The following is a 17,536-nucleotide window of genomic DNA, read 5'->3' on the forward strand; positions in this document are numbered from 1 at the left end:
TGAAACAAGGCCGGCTGCGCGCCGGCCCGGCTCGGTCAACGCACCGGAGGTGCGTACTGCAGACCTCCATTGGTCCAAAGCGCGTTCAGGCCGCGTTCGATCTTCAGATCGCTACCGGAACCGATGTTGCGCTCGAACACTTCACCGTAGTTACCAACTTGCTTGACGATCTGTACTGCCCAGTCCTTAGGCAGTTTCAGATCCTTACCATATTCACCTTCGGCGCCCAGCAGACGCGCCACGTCAGGATTCTTGGTGTTCTTAGCCTTCTCTTCGACGTTCGCCGAAGTGATCCCCAGCTCTTCGGCATTGATCATGCCGTACAGAGCCCAACGAACGATGTCGAACCACTCTTCATCGCCCTGACGCACGGCCGGGCCAAGCGGCTCTTTGGAAATGACTTCTGGAAGCACTACATAGTCGCCCGGCTTCGCCAGCTTGATGCGCTGGGCGTAGAGCTGAGACTGGTCAGAGGTGAGCACGTCGCAACGCCCTGACTCCAGCGACTTGGCGCTCTCGTCAGAGGTGTCGTAGGTGATCGGGGTGTATTTCAGGTTGTTGGCGCGGAAATAGTCAGAGAGATTCAGCTCTGTGGTAGTGCCGGCCTGGATGCAGACCGTCGCGCCATCGAGCTCCTTGGCGCTGGAGACACCAACTGCCTTGTTGACGAGAAAGCCCTGCCCGTCGTAGTAGGTCACGCCGGTGAAGTTCAGGCCCATTGCTGCATCGCGTGAACTGGTCCAGGTGGTGTTACGCGACAGCATGTCGACTTCACCGGACTGCAGCGCGGTGAAACGCTCCTTGGCGGTCAGCGGGCTGTACTTGACCTTGCTCGCATCGCCAAAAACTGCGGCCGCAACGGCACGGCAGATATCCACGTCGATTCCCTTGTACTCGCCCTTGGCATCGGTATAGGAGAAGCCCGGTAGCCCGTCGCTCACGCCGCATTGCACGAAGCCTTTGCTCTTCACCGCGTCCAGAGTCGCCCCTGCTTGAGCCAAGCCGCTTGCGCCCAAAAGTGTCGCGGCACCAAGCACGGCCAGTGTGGATTTAACCCTTATCATCGAAACCTCCAGTTTGCTTTTATTCTTGTGGTTAGAGTCTTCCGCCTGGATCGCAGGCTGCCGCTCGATACCTTTCGAGGGGACGAAGAAGAAACTGACCTCAGTCTAGCCGCCGTTTGATTATCAGCAACTCTTCCCTACACGCATGGTTGCAGAAGTGCCGACGACTTCCGGCGCATTGGGTGTCTCGACCAAAGCAAGCGGCGTACCAGAACCTGAAACGCCGTCGCGCGCGGCTGCGCGCTTCATTGCAAGGCTCGCTACAGGTAACCTCGCTGCAGATTGCTGCATTTTTCTCTGCGCCCGCACCATCCTGGCGCGCATCATCCGAACGGAGCCCATCATGAGTGACCCCCTGATCATCGAGCCCGCAACAACCGCCGACGCTTGCGTCATCTGGTTGCATGGTCTCGGCGCCGACCGCTACGACTTCCTGCCGGTTGCCGAAGCCCTGCAACAGCGCTTGACGACGACCCGCTTCGTGCTGCCCCAGGCCCCGACTCGCGCAGTCACCATCAACGGTGGCTGGGCCATGCCGAGCTGGTACGACATCGTCGCAATGAGCCCAGCTCGCGCCATCGACCAGGCACAACTGGAACAGTCCGCGCAGAGCGTGATCGACCTGATCGAGGCACAGCGCGACAGCGGGGTCGATCCCGCACGTATTTTTCTGGCCGGTTTTTCCCAAGGCGGCGCTGTGGTCTACCACACGGCCTTCCTGCGCTGGTCCAGCCCGCTGGGCGGCGTCATTGCCCTCTCCACCTACGCACCGACCTTCAATCCCGACCTGAAGCTGTCGCCCTTGCAGGCCATGCTCCCGGTACTGGCGCTACACGGCACCCGAGATGGTGTTGTGCTGCCGGCGATGGGGCGCGCCGCCTATGACTGCCTGATACAAAATCAGGTGCAGGCACAATGGAAGGATTACCCGATGGCCCATGAGGTGGTACCCGAGGAAATCCGCGATATCGGCGAATGGCTGGCCGCTCGGTTGGATTGATGTCCTCAGCGATAGTTGACCGACTGCAAAGAAAAAATGTGACGCTGCGCGCCTGTCCCGGTAAGCGAATACGGCTACGCTTGGCATGGGTAGAGCAAGACTCGATGCGCCTGCCGTTGTAGCGAGCATTGCGGCCAGAAGAAGCCGACCCAGCCAGCCCTAAAGGGACGCGTGCGAGAGCCATGACGAGGATGTCACCCGAGCAGATGGTGCAGCCATGAACCCAGCCAATTGGCGGGTGGAAATGCAGCACCTTAAAGAGGCGCGGCTACTAGACCGGGTGGACGAGCCCTGTCTGCGCCTGCTGCAGGAAGTCTTCGAGCCCTGCACGGCCGCGCCTGGCGAGGTTCTGTTATCGCCGCACGAACATAACCACTACCTCTATCTGGTGCTCGGAGGCGAGCTGGCGGTTCATCTGGATTCGCTCGAAGGCAGCCCTGTTCGACTGATTGGTCCAGGCGAATGCGCAGGCGAAATCAGCTTCATGGACGATCTGCCACCTTCGGCTTACGTCCTCGCGCTGGAGGATACGGTCTTGCTGCGCGTGCATCGACGCTCGATGCAGTTGCTGACCCGCTCGCCACAATTGATGCAGAACCTGGCCGAACTGCTTTGCCAGCGCGTGCGCCTGAGCGACCGGCTGATCATCAACAGCGAGCAGAACGCTAACATCGACAAGCTGACCGGCTCGTTCAACCGCCGCTGGCTTGAGCATATTTATGGGCGCGAAAGTGCCCGTTGCGCACTTGGTGGCCAGCCGCTGTCGTTACTCATGCTCGATGTCGACCGCTTCAAGGAGTACAACGACAGACATGGCCACCTGGCTGGCGATCATGCGCTGTGCCTGGTAGTCAATACGCTCGGCAAACTCCTGCGCCCGGCCGACAGTCTGGTGCGCTATGGCGGTGAAGAGTTCGTAGTGCTGCTGCCCGAGATGACCTTTGGAGATGCACAAAACGCAGCAGAGCGATTGCGCCGCAGTCTTGCGGAGATCAACTCGTTTCATTCGCCGATCGGCTTATTGCCGGGAGTGACCATTTCGATCGGGGTAGCGCCGATGCGATTGAACGACGACCTGGACAGCCTCATCAACGTGGCTGATCGAGCTCTTTACCGGGCCAAGGAACAGGGCCGAAATCGAGTTTGCGCGTGACAGTGCGCGGCGGACCATCCCGGGGCACCCTTCGCCGTATCTGCTTCTTGCATTACACTGCCGGGCAAACCTTACAAGACACAGACGAGAAGACCGTGCTCAAAGCACTCAAGAAGATGTTTGGCAAAGGCTCGGATGAGTCTGCAGCCACCGAAATTGAAAGCAGCACCTCAACACACCAGCGCGTTAGCGGTCCGGCGCACGCCGAAAAGGCCAAAACGCAACAGGATGAGGCCCCAAAGGCGAGCAGCAAGCCACGCCGCGAACGGGCAAGCAAGCCGACCGCTCCACCCGCGCCAGCCTGGAAGCCGGAAGACTTCACCGTCGAACCAGCCGAAGGCAAGACCCGATTTCACGATTTCAAGCTCGCACCCGAGCTGATGCACGCCATCCACGACCTCGGCTTTCCTTATTGCACGCCCATCCAGGCACAGGTCCTCGGGTTTACGCTCAAGGGCCGTGATGCCATCGGCCGGGCCCAGACCGGCACCGGCAAGACCGCCGCGTTTCTTATCTCGACCATCACACAACTGCTACAAACTCCACCACCGGCTGATCGTTACATGGGCGAGCCACGCGCGTTGATCATCGCGCCGACTCGGGAGCTGGTTGTTCAAATAGCGAATGACGCACTGAACCTGACTAAGTACACCGGGTTGAACGTCATGAGCTTTGTTGGCGGTATGGATTTCGACAAGCAGCTCAAGGCGCTCGAATCCCGCTATTGCGACATTCTGGTGGCGACGCCAGGACGCCTGCTGGACTTCAACCAGCGCGGCGAAGTGCACCTGGATATGGTTGAGGTGCTGGTCCTCGACGAAGCGGATCGCATGCTGGACATGGGTTTCATCCCGCAGGTCCGCCAGATTATTCGCCAGACGCCGCCGAAGAGCGAACGCCAGACGCTATTGTTCTCGGCCACGTTCACCGAAGACGTAATGAATCTGGCCAAACAATGGACCACGGATCCGGCAATCGTCGAGATCGAAGCGGTCAATGTCGCCAGCGACACGGTCGAGCAGCATGTCTACGCGGTGGCAGGCAGCGACAAGTACAAGCTGCTGTACAACCTGATCACCCAGAACGACTGGACCCGAGTAATGGTGTTTGCCAACCGCAAGGACGAGGTGCGCCGCATTGAAGAGCGTTTGACCCGCGACGGTATCAGCGCCGTACAGATGTCAGGCGACGTCCCGCAGCACAAGCGTATCCGCGCCTTGGAAGGCTTTCGCGAAGGCAAGATCCGCGTCATGGTGGCCACTGATGTGGCAGGCCGCGGCATCCATGTCGACGGCATAAGCCACGTGATCAATTTCACCCTGCCTGAAGTTCCTGACGACTATGTGCATCGCATCGGCAGGACAGGTCGGGCGGGGGCCAGCGGTACCTCGATCAGCTTTGCCGGCGAAGATGATTCCTTTGCCCTGCCGGCCATCGAGGCGTTGCTGGGTCGAAAAATCAGTTGCGAGATGCCGCCGGCCGAGCTGCTGGCAGCCGTCCCACCCAAGCGCTAACGGCTAAAATGGAAAAGGCGAAGCCGTAACGGCTTCGCCTTTTTTTATGTTTCGCCGCTGCATTCAGGCTTTGATTTCCGCGAGTAACGCTGGGAGCCGCGCTGCCTAGGACGGGCATGGTTTCCATGCTATCGCCGCGCTGCTCTGCTAATTGCAGATCGCGCTCGGCTAGCTGCCCTGCCCCTGCTGCCAGCGATCGGCCGCAGCCTGATCGCTGCAGCGACCTTCGACCCAGCGCGATCCCTCCGGGGTGTCTTCCTTTTTCCAGAAAGGCGCACGGGTCTTCAGGTAATCCATGACGAATCGACACCCATCAAAGGCCGCCTCTCGATGGGCGCTAGCCGCACCGACAAAAACGATCGCCTCACCCGGTTCCAGCCGGCCTACCCGATGCAGGATCTCCAGCGTCAGCAGCGGCCAGCGTTCAGTGGCCTCGTCGACAATTTTCTGCAGCGCCTTCTCTGTCATCCCCGGGGCATGCTCGAGGAACATACCCGCGACGTCGCGACCGTCATTGAAATCGCGCACGTAGCCGACGAAACCGGTTACCGCACCGATACCGAGATTGGCCGCATGCAAGGCATTGAGCTCGGCGCCTGGATCGAATGGATCCTGCTGGACTCGTACACCCATGGTCAGCCTCCCGTCACGGTGGGAAAGAACGCCACTTCATCGCCATCAGCCAATGGTTCGTCAAGGCTGCATAGCTCCTGATTGCGCGCGCACATCAGGTTCTGCTCGCCTAACACCGTCCACTCGCCGCCCCGTGCCAGCAGTTGCAAGCGAAGGTGGTCAACGACTTGCCAGGAGGCGTCCCAATCCAACTGCTCCGAATCGCGGCCAAGGGCCTCACGGTAGCGTGCGAAAAACTGAACCTGGATCATACCGGCACCTGCCAGTGGCCACTCTTGCCGCCAAGTTTTTCCAGCAGTCGAACCCCCTCGATGACCATGCCTTTATCGACTGCCTTGCACATGTCATAGATCGTTAGGGCAGCGACACTTGCGGCGGTCAGCGCCTCCATTTCCACACCTGTCTGGCCCGCCAGCTTGCAACGCGCTTCGATGCGCACGCAGTCGTTGCCGTTCGGCTGTAGATCGAGCTTGATGCTGGTCAGCAATAGCGGGTGACAAAGCGGGATCAGGTCATGGGTCTTTTTCGCCGCCTGAATGCCCGCGATTCGGGCAACCGCGAAGACGTCGCCCTTGGGATGTCCGCCTTGCTGGATCATCTGCAGGGTTTCGGGAAGCATGCGGACCCTGGCCTCCGCCACCGCCTCGCGCGCCGTGACGGCCTTGGCGGTTACGTCGACCATGTTGGCCCGCCCTTGGGAATCGAGATGGGTGAGCATTTTTCATCCTGCTAAAACTGTGGGGGTCCCGCAGTTTAGCGCAGCTGGAAGCTGGAAGCTGGAGGCTCGTTTCGTTCCAGGTCAGCCTTTGCATGAAGCCTTGGCTCCAGCCTCCAGCGGCTCTCTTACATATGGGCCTCGGCGTACTCGGCCAGGACCGAACGGGGAACGCCCTGCAAGGTGATGTGCATGCCGTGCGGGAAATCCTTGAAGCGTTCGGTGAGATAAGTGAGACCCGAGCTGGTTGCAGACAGGTAAGGCGTATCGATCTGAGCCAGGTTACCGAGGCAGACCACCTTCGACCCGCTACCGGCGCGGGTAATGATGGTCTTCATCTGGTGCGGGGTAAGGTTCTGGCATTCATCGATCAGGATCAGGCTCTGCTGGAAGCTGCGTCCGCGAATGTAGTTGAGCGATTTGAACTGCAACGGCACCTTTTGCAGGATGTAGTCGACACTGCCATGGGTGCTTTCGTCGTCCATATGCAGCGCTTCGAGGTTATCGGTGATCGCACCCAGCCAGGGCTCCATCTTTTCCGCCTCGGTGCCCGGCAGAAAGCCGATGTCTTCATCCAGCCCCTGCACGCTGCGCGTCGCGATGATACGGCGGTAGCGCTTGCTCACCACCGTCTGCTCGATGGCCGCAGCCAAGGCCAGAATCGTCTTGCCCGACCCGGCGGCGCCCGACAGATTGACCAGATGAATATCCGGATCAAGCAGTGCGAAGAGCGCCAGTGCCTGGTGGATGTCACGTGGCTTCAGGCCCCAGGCTTCCTGATGAAGCAACGGTTCCTGGTGCATGTCGAGCAGTAGCAGCTCGTCAGCCTTGATGCCCTTGATCCAGCCAACGAAGCCTTGCTCATCGAGAATGAATTCATTGACGTGCACGGCAGGCAGGTTATCTATCAGTTGTACCCGGTGCCATGTGCGGCCATGCCCCTGGTGGGTATCGACCTTACTGACTCTGTCCCAGAACGACCCGCTGAGGCTGTGATAGCCGCGTGACAGCTGCCCGACATCGTCGACCAGCTTGTCGGTGTGATAGTCCTCCGAGGCAACGCCACAGGCCCGCGCCTTCAGACGCATGTTGATGTCATTGGTGACCAAGACCACAGGAACGCCCGCACTGCGCCGCTGCAGGTCGACGACCTGATTGATGATCTTGTTGTCGTTGAGATCCTCTGGCAGTCCACTAGAGTCGGCGACCTTGCTCATCAGGATCGACAGGCTGCCGCACGGGCCGCTTTTCTCACGCTGGATGGGCACGCCGAGTTCCACTTCTTCAGGGGTGGCATCACCCAACACCTTGTCGATCAGGCGGATCGCCTGTCGGCATTCGGCAGCCACGGTGTGCTTGCCGGTCTTGAGCTGGTCCAGCTCTTCGAGCACGGTCATCGGAATGGCGACCTGATGCTCCTGAAAATTCAATAGCGCGTTGGGGTCGTGAATCAGAACGTTGGTATCGAGAACGTAAAGGGTGGGCTGAGTTGCGCGGGGTCTGCCGTAGTCATCCATACGCGATCACCTTTTCGGAGCCGGTTCGACGGAGGGCCAAAGCACTCCGCCGTAGAAAGAACCACCGTGCGCAAGATGAGCGGACTTGGGTAGCAGGGGCTTGGGGCCACCCAGAGGCCGCCACCTGTGAGTGCAGGTTTCGGCGGTCTTACATCAGGTAATACCGCAAAAAAGATGACAGGAAAAAGTCTTTTTCGAACTGATGACGTTTTTTTAACGAAACGACGGATAGCGCTTGGCGCAAGCCCGTTCGAGGACTAGTCTCGCTGATCAACCTGTGCGTTTTCGCCGCACCGGTTCACCTCCGCTGTCACATGAACCAGCTCTGGAAACCCGGCCAGTTGCGCTTTGTAGCAATCGGCCGAGTAAGGCTGGTGAGTAACGATGCTGATGATACAACTGTATTGCGCTCGCCCGACGCGCCACAGGTGCAAGTCGGTCACATCGGTATCCGGCATTTGCTCCAACTGTTCCCGCACTCGACGCACCAGCGGGTCGTCCATTTCCCGGTCAAGCAAAGCCTTCGTCGTTTCACGCAGTAAGCCTTTGGCCCAGATCAGAATCACGATCGCACCGATAATCCCCATCAGGGGATCCAGCCAACCCCAGCCGAAGTACTTGCCCCCCAGCAAGGCAACGATTGCCGCAACGGAGGTCAGGCCATCAGTCAAGACATGGATAAAAGCTGCATGACGGTTCAGGTCCTTGCCCGGCCCGCTTGAATGGTCGTGATCGTCATCGTGATCGTGATCGTGATCGTGATCGTGGCCATGATGGTGGTGCTGGTCACGCAGCAACCAGGCGGACAGCATATTCACCAACAAACCGATCACCGCGACCCATAGCGCCTCGTCAAAACCGATCAGGGCCGGTGACCAGAAACGCATTAGCGACTCACCGATCATCAGCAATGCCACCATGACCAGCAAGACAGCGCTGGCAAAACCTGCCAGCACCTCGATCTTCCAGGTACCGAAGGCAAAACGCCGATCGTGCACGTAGCGTCGAGCCAGCCAGTAGGCAGTTGCCGCCATGCCGATAGCCACCATGTGTGACGCCATATGCCAACCGTCTGCCAGCAATGCCATCGAATTGAACCAGTAGCCGGCAATGATCTCTGCGACCATCGTCAGGCCGGTTAACAGCACCACCGCCCAGGTCTGTTTTTCCGCACCCTGCTCCAGAGGTCGGTAATCGTGGGAGGGCTGCCAGTGCGCGTGGTTGCAGTCGGTCATGTTTCCTCCTTCGTTAGCTACAGAGAAGCGTGCCCCCTTAGCCCGGGTCAAGGTCAACACCTAATCGAGGCCATAGCTGGAGCGGCGATGGGTATAACGCCTAGAATCCGCTCACATTAAAGGAGCCCGTTGCATGCTGATGGTGATTTCCCCAGCCAAGACTCTGGACTACGACACCCCACCGACAACCCAACGTTTCACCCAGCCCGAACATTTGGATCACGCGCAGGCGCTGATCAATCAACTGCGCGATATGTCACCTCAGCAAATCGGCGAACTGATGCACCTCTCCGATAAGCTCGCAGCGCTTAACGTCGCTCGCTATGGCAGCTGGGATTCAGACTTTACCCCGGGTAATGCCAAGCAGGCGCTGCTTGCGTTCAAGGGCGACGTCTACACCGGGCTGGACGCCAATGAGCTCACTGAAGAAGATCTCGATTTCGCCCAAGACCACCTGCGTATGCTGTCCGGGCTCTATGGCGTGCTGCGACCACTGGATCTGATGCAGCCCTATCGTCTGGAAATGGGCACAAAGCTGGCCAATCCACGCGGCAAGGATCTTTACGCTTTCTGGGGCGAACGGATAAGCGAGTGGCTCAACGAAGCGCTGGCGGCGCAGGGTGACGACGTATTGCTCAACCTGGCATCAAAAGAGTACTTCAGTGCCGTGAAACGCAAAGCGCTGAACGCCCGGGTGATCGACGTTGACTTCAAGGATATGAAGAACGGCCAATACAAGATCATCAGCTTCTACGCTAAGAAAGCCCGGGGCCTGATGAGCCGCTTCGTCATCAAGGAACGCGTCCAGGATCCTGAGCAGCTGAAAGACTTTGATTACGACGGCTATCGTTATTGCCCTGACAGCTCGACCCCTGACCACTTGGTCTTTTTACGAGACGCTCAGGACTGAAAGCAGCGCCACCCCCTCGTTCTTAACGCTGGGGGAGTCACATCTCCCGCATAAAAACACTGCCGCTGGTGCACCACGGACCTGGAACCTGCCGAGGATAAAGGCCTCCTGCGCCAGCGGACTGTCGCTTTTTCGATGCCCGTCAAAAACTCCCCGATCGACGGCAGGCGTACGGGGAACTATCCGAAGGCACCTGCAATCATAAGCGCGTACCGGCATTTCCAGACGGAAAGGGACGTCGCACATGAACGTGCAGTGGAATTCAAAACAATGCATTCGGCCTGTCAGCCAGGACACACTTTTAGTGACGTCCGGCATGTCCGACAGACGACAGACGGGCTGGATCGGCGCGGTGTCAGTGCTTAAGCGAGACTGTCAAGCGCGCCAATTTCGGGCAGCTGGCCCACAGCAGAGCAGCACGGCTCCCGGCCTTTTCAAGATTGATGAAAGCCTTGCAGGCGCCCGCTTCGAATCCGCTATCCGCTCTGCTTTAGCAAGTGCGGCGCCCATCGACTATCAGACAGCACCCCCCACATTCAGGCTCGGAGCACGCAGTTCGCCCCGAAAGCAGTTTTCCTGTTGGAAAACGGAACTTGATGGCACGCGGCACCTGAAGGCCCGACCAAGAAGCGCATGGCGAGCACAGACATCTGGCCGCCCACATGGACAAGAAGAACTTCCCCTTCTCAACGATTCAGGAGAAACAACATGATTCCGGTCATCCTCTCAGGCGGCAGCGGTTCCCGACTCTGGCCTCTTTCGCGCAAGGCCTTTCCCAAGCAGTTCCTCGCGCTGACGGCCGAGCAAACGCTGTTTCAGCAAACCATTGAGCGCCTGGCCTTTGAAGGCATGCAAGCGCCGCTGCTGGTCTGCAACAAGGAGCACCGGTTCATCGTTAAAGAGCAGCTGGCCGCACGAAAGCTTCAAACCCAAGGCCTCATGCTCGAACCCTTCGGCCGTAATACCGCGCCGGCGATTGCCATTGCCGCGATGAAGTTGCTTGCCGATGAACGTGACGAGCTGCTGCTGGTGCTGCCGGCCGACCACGTCATCGAAGACCACAAAGCCTTCCAGCGCTCCCTCGCCCTGGCCACCAATGCAGCCGAAAACGGCGGGATGGTACTGTTCGGCATTCCGGCCACCAGCCCGGAGACCGGCTACGGCTACATCAAGTGCGATCATCAGGGACGCAACGGCCTGCCTGAAGGCGTCAACCGCGTCACACAGTTCGTCGAGAAGCCGGACGAGATTCGCGCTCAGGAATATGTCGATTCCGGCGACTACTACTGGAACAGCGGCATGTTCCTGTTCCGCGCCAGCGTATTCCTTGACGAGCTGAAGAAGCACGACCCGGACATCTACGACACCTGCTGGGTAGCGCTGGAGCGCAGCATCAAGAATGGTGAAGAGCTGCTGATCGACCCGGCCACCTTTGCCTGCTGCCCCGACAACTCGATCGACTATGCCGTGATGGAAAAAACCGAACTGGCATGTGTCGTTCCGATGTCGGCAGGCTGGAGCGATGTGGGTTCCTGGTCATCGCTTTGGGATGTTCTGGAAAAAGACGAAAACGGTAACGTGACCCGCGGCGACGTGATTGTCGAAGACAGCCGCAACTGCCTCGTGCACGGTAACGGCAAGCTGGTAACCGTGGTTGGCCTGGACAACATCGTAGTAGTCGAGACCAAGGACGCCACGATGATCGCCCATAAGGACAAGGTCCAGGACGTCAAGAAGCTGGTGAACAAGCTCGACGCCATGAAGCGCTCTGAAACGCAGAACCACTGTGCGGTCTACCGCCCTTGGGGATGGTACGACTCGGTCGATATGGGCGGTCGCTTCCAGGTCAAGCGGATCTGCGTCAACCCAGGCGCACAGCTGTCATTGCAGATGCACCATCATCGTGCCGAGCATTGGATCGTCGTCTCCGGCACTGCGCAGGTCACCTGCAACGACAAGACCTTCCTGCTCACCGAGAATCAGTCGACCTACATTCCGGTGACCTCCATTCACCGACTTGCGAATCCGGGCAAGATTCCACTGGAAATTATTGAAGTCCAGTCGGGCAGTTATCTAGGCGAGGATGACATCGAGCGTCTGGATGACGTATATGGCCGCGCGCCAAATGACCTGGCCAGCCAGTCGGCTCGCTAAAGATCAGATGTGGCAAAAAAACCGCGCCGAATCAGGCGCGGTTTTTTATTAATGGATTTTCAACGGCGGCTAGATACTGCTGAACCCGCTTGTTTGCGCTGGTCAGAGCCTGCCTCACAAATATTGTCGTTACAGCCCAAGCTGGGGCTTTCCTTTTCCCATGACTCACGCAGACAGAGTTCATAAGACCTACATCGCACTTAACTACCGGGCTGAATGCAGTTTTAACGTCACACTTGTTTAGCCCAGGCCGCTTGCAGTACTGTCTCTCCTATCGCATACGCACCCAATTCGAGCCGGGCCTCATTTCGAGCCCAGAAGCTCGCGCCCCTTAGCGCGCCGCGCTGAAAATAAACTTTAATAAAGAGGCCATACAAGACGTGACAAAAGAAGAACTACGCGCCGAACTGGAGAAGCAAGCCAACCGTTTCCAGGCTGTCTACGGTGGGGAAATCACGACCTATGCCGCGCAGCCTGATCCAGAACGAAAGCCATGGCGTAAAAAGCCGACCGTCCATGATCAAGTATTCAAGGCCGAGTTGCAGAAGATCGAGAAAGAGTTGTCAGAGCAAGCCTCAGAGGCAAAGTGAACTGCGGCACCGTGAATGCGCACCGCAAGCACAGCAGTCAGAAACTAAGCAGCTGTAGCCGATTTTTTGCTCAGCGCTTACCGCCCAATAAAGAGCCCAGAAGCCCTCGTGCCAACTGCCGACCTAACTGTGTTGCAGCCTGGCGCATTGCGCTCTTGAAGACCTGTCCGGCCGCTTCACCTAGCGCATCGGCAACACCATTTTTTGACACATCGCTCTTCGCTTGTGGCTGGTCCTCGGAAGCCTGCTTTGCCCGTTCGAGCAATATTTCGTAAGCAGATTCACGATCGACCGGTCTGTCGTAACGTCCTCTCAGGGGTGAGCTGGCGATCAGGTCGTGTCTCTCGCGCTCGGTCAGCGGCCCGACCCGCGACTGAGGCGGCGCGACCGCAACACGCTGTACCATCGACGGCATGCCTCTATCCTCGAGGCCACCGACCAGCGCTTCGCCGGTTCCCAGACTGGACAAAGTGTCCAGCGATGAAAACGCTGGGTTGGCGCGGAAACCGTCCGCCACCGCACGCAGCGCTTTCTGCTCCTTGACCGTGTAGGCCCTGAGTCCGTGCTGTATGCGCAGGCCCAACTGAGCCAGCACATCATCCGGCAGGTCTGTGGGGCTTTGGGTTACGAAATAGACGCCAACGCCCTTCGAGCGAATCAGCCTGACTACTTGCAGCAACCTGTCCTGCAATGCTTTCGGGGTGCCGCTGAACAGCAGATGCGCTTCGTCGAAGAACAGCGCGAGAAGTGGTCGATCAGCGTCACCGCGCTCGGGAAGCTGTTCGAACAGCTCAGCCAACAGCCACAGCAGAAAGGTCGCATAGACTTTGGGGGCCTGATGGACGAGCTGGCTGGCGTCAAGCAGGTGGATCCGTCCACGCCCGTCGCTTGCAGGCTGCAGAATGTCCTCAAGCGCCAGAGCCGGCTCACCAAACAGCGCCTCGGCACCTTGCTGCTCCAGCGTTGCCAGTCGCCGTAACAGCGCCTGGGACGATGCGCTGGTTAGCAAGGCCGCATCGTCACCGAGCACCTCAGGGTGTTTTTTCAGATGCGCAAGCAAGGCCTTGAGGTCTTTCAGGTCGAGCAACAGCAGCGCTTCACGATCAGCGACCTTGAATGCGGCATAGAGTGCTGCCTGCTGGCTGTCGCTCAGCTCCAGCAGATTGCCCAACAGCAAGGGGCCCATCTCTGTCAGCGTGGTCCTCAGCGGATGACCGCTCACACCGTGCACGTCCCACAAAATCACCGGATAGGCCTGGGGTCGATGGTCGAGCCAAAGCATGCTGGCGATCCGCTCGGCGATCTTTCCTTGCGGCTCGCCAGCCGCGCCCAGGCCACACAAGTCACCTTTGATATCGGCTGCGAAAACCGCGACGCCAGCCTCGCTGAATTGCTCAGCGAGGCGCTGCAAGGTTACGGTCTTGCCGGTGCCTGTAGCGCCGGCGATCAAACCGTGTCGGTTGGCCAGATGCAGCGGGTGGGAGTTCGGCTCGCCCGTCGCGTCAGCACCCAGTACCAGGCAGTTTGTCTGTTTCATCCGCAGGCCTCGAATAGAACAATGGAGTATCCGGCAACGTCAATCAGCCGGCCTTCGAGCCGCTGGTTTCAGCGCCGACCACAACGTTGCAATCGCCATCGACAACAGAGGCATCGAGCGCCTCCACATGCCGCTCCCAGAGCGCTTCGGCACCTGGGAAATCGGTGCCCAGGTCGGGGCCCAGCCGGTCCGGATCGTAGCGTTGAGTACAACCGCTACCGATGATCGGCAGCGCTTTCGCGCCAGCCTTGTCCAGTGGGTCGCTCATCTCGCCTCCCGCGCCAATAACGATGGATCAGTTGAATACCAGCGTCTTGTTGCTATGCACCAGCACCCGCTCTTCTAGGTGATAGCGCAAACCACGGGACAGCACCATCTTTTCCACGTCCTTGCCCAGCCGAACCATGTCCTCGATGCTGTCTCTATGGCTGACGCGCACTACGTCCTGCTCGATGATCGGCCCGGCATCAAGCTCTTCAGTCACATAGTGGCAAGTCGCACCTATGAGTTTGACCCCTCGCAGCGAGGCCTGGTGGTAAGGTTTTGCACCGACGAACGACGGCAGAAAGCTGTGATGGATATTGATCACCCGTTGCGCATATTCCTCGCAAAGCTCAGCCGGCAGAATTTGCATGTAGCGCGCTAACACGATGGCGTCAGCGTGCTGCTCGCGTACCAGGCGCGACACCTCGGCGAAAGCTTCTTCCTTGCGCCCCGGCTGCACGGGGACATGGAAATACGGAATGCCATGCCATTCGACCATACTGCGCAGATCGTCGTGATTAGAGATCACGCAAGGAATGTCACAGTCCAGTTCCCCACTGTGCCAACGATGCAGCAGGTCGGCGAGGCAGTGCGACTCGCGGCTGGCCATCAGCACGACTCGCTTGCGCTGGGCAGAGTCGGTGATGCGCCATTCCATGGAAAACTCGCGCGCTATTGGCGCAAACGCCTGGCGAAAGCCATCGAGATCAAAAGGCAGCGAGTCGGCCCGAATCTCATGCCGCATGAAGAACCAGCCACTCTGATGATCAGAGTGGTGATTGGCCTCGGTGATCCAGCCGTTGTAGGTCGCTAGGAAATTACCGACCTTGGCCACAATGCCGACGCCGTCGGGACAGGCGATAACCAGCCTGAAAGTGCGCATTCTTAAGTTAACTCCGGCTTACTCATAAAGACCCGGCATTCTAGCGCAGCGAAGAAAAGCACCACCAAATTATTCAAGCCGGAGCATGGCACGCCTCTACTGTCGACACACGCCGCAGGGTGCGAATCAGCTGATTTGTAAAAAACCATGATTGAAGCCTTAACATTTCCTGGGTTCAAGTTGCTGGAAAGGCGCCAACGAGCAAAGGAAACGCACACCGCAACGGGTTGCGGAACTGCGTATTCAAATACCGGGACGGCATAAATAAGCCTGACGTGGTCCGTCGCATGCTTCGTTATGTGCAGTAGTTCACCCTGGCTACGTTTAACTGCACCTCAGCGCGCCTAACGCACCACAATGAAACAAACTGAGTAAACTTTGTTCAGAGCAACATTTACTTGTCTGCAGCAGCTGTCTATGATTGCTGTCACTTGCGTTCAAACCTATACCAAGGAAGTGACATGTCGCTGATCAACGAATACCGCGCTACTGAAGAAGCTATCAAGGAACTACAGGAGCGCCTGAAATCCTTGTCCGAAGATGACAAGCTGAAAAAGGAACTCGAGTTTGAAGGCAAACTGCGCGAGCTGATGGGCGAATATCAGAAGTCCCTTCGCGACATTATCGCTCTGCTCGATCCCGATGCCCGCAGCAACAAGACGCAACGCGCATCCAAAACCCCCGCTGCAACCAAACGCGCCCGTCGCGTCAAGCAGTACAAGAACCCTCACAACGGTGAAGTGATTGAAACCAAAGGCGGCAATCACAAGACGCTGAAAGAGTGGAAAGCACAATGGGGTTCCGACGAGGTTGAAAGCTGGGCCACTCTGTTGGGCTAAGTTTTACGCCGCACCCCAAAGCCATCTGACGCAGTCATGTTGCGTCAGATGGCTTTTTATTTCCCGGCTAAGCATTTTCAGAACATGTAACGTTCGCGTAATCCGCGAACATGTATTAACCATTGCTGCAAAAGACACGCTTGTTCGGGCGTGGTTGATGGCAATAAAGCCTGCACAGCATGTTCAAACTGCTCCGAGGTGTTCGGCGCGCCGAACTCAGGTTTCATCAAGCGCTGCCGGCAGAAGGCATGCCACTGCTCGGCTTCGGTGGCTGATAAACACTCGGGAAAGTTACGCGCGCGATAGCGGAAATGCAGCTCTGGCAAGCGCGGGTCATCAAACGGCAGTGCGGCGCCTGTCGAAAGCGGCGAAGTACTTCGTACCTGCTCGCACAGTCGCCGGTCGCGATCATTGAAAAAGCCGTCATACAACTGCTGCTCCGGATCGGACGAACCCGCGAAGACATCCTCCTTGTAGATGTCGGCAAGCTTCCAGCTCCACTCCGGTTCGCGCCCACGTAACTCGGCCGCTTTCGCCTCGCAACATTGGATATCCAGTCCCAGCCGCGCAATATCCGATGGCCGCAGGACGCTCATGGGTGCCAGCACGGGGCAGCGGTTCATGTGCACGAGTTTCAAGGGAATCGGAAGTTTCTCGCCCAAGTCTTCCCGACGGGTATAGAGCCGTTCACGAATAGCCTCGGCCTGCTCTTCCCACAGCGGCGCGCAGTCGGCATTCAAGTCACAGACGATCAGTGCATTACGGTTGCGAGGGTGCCAGGCCAGCGGCAAGACCACCGATAGAAAATGACGCGCTGCGGAAAACCGACCCGATACATGCACCATTGGTTTGAGCAGCTGGACTTGTTCGATCACCGCATGTTTACGGCGTAGCTTGTAGAGGTAGTCATAGAGACGCGGTTGACGCGTGCGAATCAGGCGAGCCAAGGCAATCGTTGCCCGAACATCGGACAATGCATCATGGGCATTCAGGTGCTCGAGTCCATTGGCAGCACTGAGCCGCTCCAGTTTCAATGTGACTCGCCCCTCCTCTTCCGGCCAGACGATGCCTTCCGGCCGCAAGGCGTAAGCAGTGCGGACCAGATCAATGAGGTCCCAGCGACTATTACCGCCCTGCCATTCACGCGCATAGGGATCGAAGAAGTTGCGATAGAGACTGTAGCGCAGCACTTCATCATCGAAGCGCAAGCTGTTGTAACCCGCGCCACAGGTGCCTGGCACCGCCAGTTCATGATGCAACCGGGCCACGAACTCGGCCTCGCACAGGCCTTTTTCCGCCAGCGTGGCAGGTGTGATACCCGTGACCAGGCACGCCGCGGGATGCGGGAGGATGTCGTCGCTCAGCCTGCAATAGATGTTCAGCGGTTCGCCAACTTCCTCCAGCGCCTCGGTGGTGCGTATACCGGCCACTTGCACAGGCCGGTCACAGCGAGGCGATACGCCGGTTGTTTCGAAGTCGTACCAGAAGATGCTGGAGGTCAAGGGAGCTTCCTTCTCGATTGTCGCCC

Annotated in this window: 17 protein-coding genes; 7 read left to right on the plus strand and 10 right to left on the minus strand. The window is 58.4% G+C overall.

Features of this window, described 5'->3' with window-relative positions:
- Nucleotides 1–35 precede the first annotated feature (35 nt).
- The gene (locus ALTERO38_RS14900) at nt 36–1,064 is read right to left on the minus strand and encodes an amino acid ABC transporter substrate-binding protein (RefSeq protein ID WP_148926680.1); all 1,029 of its coding nucleotides are present in this window, start codon (nt 1,062–1,064) and stop codon (nt 36–38) included.
- 343 nt (nt 1,065–1,407) lie between these two features.
- Between ALTERO38_RS14900 and ALTERO38_RS14905 the strand changes: the two genes are divergently transcribed.
- From ALTERO38_RS14905 to rhlB, 3 genes are all read left to right on the plus strand, one after another.
- Entirely contained in the window at nt 1,408–2,064 is a 657-nt protein-coding gene (locus ALTERO38_RS14905) for an alpha/beta hydrolase (RefSeq protein ID WP_159968854.1), read from the plus strand.
- A gap of 217 nt (nt 2,065–2,281) precedes the next feature.
- Entirely contained in the window at nt 2,282–3,217 is a 936-nt protein-coding gene (locus ALTERO38_RS14910; RefSeq protein WP_159968855.1) for a GGDEF domain-containing protein, read from the plus strand.
- A gap of 95 nt (nt 3,218–3,312) precedes the next feature.
- Nucleotides 3,313–4,731: an ATP-dependent RNA helicase RhlB gene (gene rhlB, locus ALTERO38_RS14915; RefSeq protein ID WP_159968856.1), complete on the plus strand. Its 1,419-nt coding sequence runs from the start codon at nt 3,313–3,315 to the stop codon at nt 4,729–4,731.
- Between the two features lie 168 nt (nt 4,732–4,899).
- Here rhlB and moaE read toward each other — a convergent pair whose 3' ends face one another.
- The 5 genes from moaE to dmeF form a co-directional block, all read right to left on the minus strand.
- A complete protein-coding gene (moaE, locus tag ALTERO38_RS14920) occupies nt 4,900–5,364 on the minus strand; it encodes a molybdopterin synthase catalytic subunit MoaE (RefSeq protein ID WP_102835691.1) in 465 nt (154 codons plus the stop codon).
- A gap of 2 nt (nt 5,365–5,366) precedes the next feature.
- On the minus strand, nt 5,367–5,615 hold the full coding sequence (locus ALTERO38_RS14925) for a MoaD/ThiS family protein (RefSeq protein WP_148926685.1): 249 nt from the start codon (nt 5,613–5,615) through the stop codon (nt 5,367–5,369).
- On the minus strand, nt 5,612–6,082 hold the full coding sequence (gene moaC / locus ALTERO38_RS14930) for a cyclic pyranopterin monophosphate synthase MoaC (protein ID WP_159968857.1): 471 nt from the start codon (nt 6,080–6,082) through the stop codon (nt 5,612–5,614). Before moaC ends, ALTERO38_RS14925 begins: the two co-directional genes overlap by 4 nt.
- 125 nt (nt 6,083–6,207) lie before the next feature.
- Nucleotides 6,208–7,596, minus strand: a complete 1,389-nt coding sequence (locus ALTERO38_RS14935; RefSeq protein WP_102835688.1) for a PhoH family protein — start codon at nt 7,594–7,596, stop codon at nt 6,208–6,210.
- A gap of 257 nt (nt 7,597–7,853) precedes the next feature.
- On the minus strand, nt 7,854–8,831 hold the full coding sequence (gene dmeF / locus ALTERO38_RS14940; protein ID WP_159968858.1) for a CDF family Co(II)/Ni(II) efflux transporter DmeF: 978 nt from the start codon (nt 8,829–8,831) through the stop codon (nt 7,854–7,856).
- A gap of 133 nt (nt 8,832–8,964) precedes the next feature.
- On the opposite strand from dmeF, the gene yaaA reads away from it, so the two are divergent.
- The 3 genes from yaaA to ALTERO38_RS14955 all read left to right on the plus strand — a co-directional run bounded on the left by yaaA (nt 8,965) and on the right by ALTERO38_RS14955 (nt 12,485).
- Nucleotides 8,965–9,741 (plus strand): peroxide stress protein YaaA, encoded by a 777-nt coding sequence (yaaA, locus tag ALTERO38_RS14945; protein ID WP_159968859.1) that lies wholly within the window; start codon nt 8,965–8,967, stop codon nt 9,739–9,741.
- Between the two features lie 708 nt (nt 9,742–10,449).
- Complete coding sequence (locus tag ALTERO38_RS14950) at nt 10,450–11,895, plus strand: mannose-1-phosphate guanylyltransferase/mannose-6-phosphate isomerase (RefSeq protein ID WP_102835685.1); 1,446 nt, start codon at nt 10,450–10,452, stop codon at nt 11,893–11,895.
- Nucleotides 11,896–12,275: 380 nt separating this feature from the next.
- Nucleotides 12,276–12,485, plus strand: coding sequence for a hypothetical protein (locus ALTERO38_RS14955; RefSeq protein WP_102835684.1), 210 nt, complete (start codon nt 12,276–12,278; stop codon nt 12,483–12,485).
- Between the two features lie 70 nt (nt 12,486–12,555).
- Here the strand turns inward: ALTERO38_RS14955 and ALTERO38_RS14960 are convergent, their stop codons facing one another.
- The 3 genes from ALTERO38_RS14960 to purU are packed head-to-tail and all read right to left on the minus strand — an operon-like array spanning nt 12,556 to nt 15,169.
- Nucleotides 12,556–14,022 carry a helicase HerA-like domain-containing protein gene (locus ALTERO38_RS14960; protein ID WP_159968860.1) on the minus strand — a complete coding sequence of 489 codons (1,467 nt, stop codon included), beginning with the start codon at nt 14,020–14,022 and terminating at the stop codon, nt 12,556–12,558.
- A 43-nt stretch (nt 14,023–14,065) separates the two neighbouring features.
- Nucleotides 14,066–14,290 carry a hypothetical protein gene (locus tag ALTERO38_RS14965; protein WP_159968861.1) on the minus strand — a complete coding sequence of 75 codons (225 nt, stop codon included), beginning with the start codon at nt 14,288–14,290 and terminating at the stop codon, nt 14,066–14,068.
- A 27-nt stretch (nt 14,291–14,317) separates the two neighbouring features.
- A complete protein-coding gene (gene purU, locus ALTERO38_RS14970; RefSeq protein ID WP_159968862.1) occupies nt 14,318–15,169 on the minus strand; it encodes a formyltetrahydrofolate deformylase in 852 nt (283 codons plus the stop codon).
- Nucleotides 15,170–15,630: 461 nt separating this feature from the next.
- Here purU and mvaT point away from each other — a divergent pair, with 461 nt between their 5' ends.
- Entirely contained in the window at nt 15,631–16,008 is a 378-nt protein-coding gene (gene mvaT, locus ALTERO38_RS14975) for a histone-like nucleoid-structuring protein MvaT (protein WP_102835680.1), read from the plus strand.
- Between the two features lie 77 nt (nt 16,009–16,085).
- Here the strand turns inward: mvaT and sbcB are convergent, their stop codons facing one another.
- Complete coding sequence (gene sbcB, locus ALTERO38_RS14980; protein ID WP_159968863.1) at nt 16,086–17,510, minus strand: exodeoxyribonuclease I; 1,425 nt, start codon at nt 17,508–17,510, stop codon at nt 16,086–16,088.
- Between the last annotated feature and the right edge of the window lie 26 nt (nt 17,511–17,536).

The organism is Pseudomonas sp. 9Ag (assembly GCF_902506445.1).
Classification (GTDB): Bacteria; Pseudomonadota; Gammaproteobacteria; order Pseudomonadales; family Pseudomonadaceae; genus Stutzerimonas; species Stutzerimonas stutzeri_AB.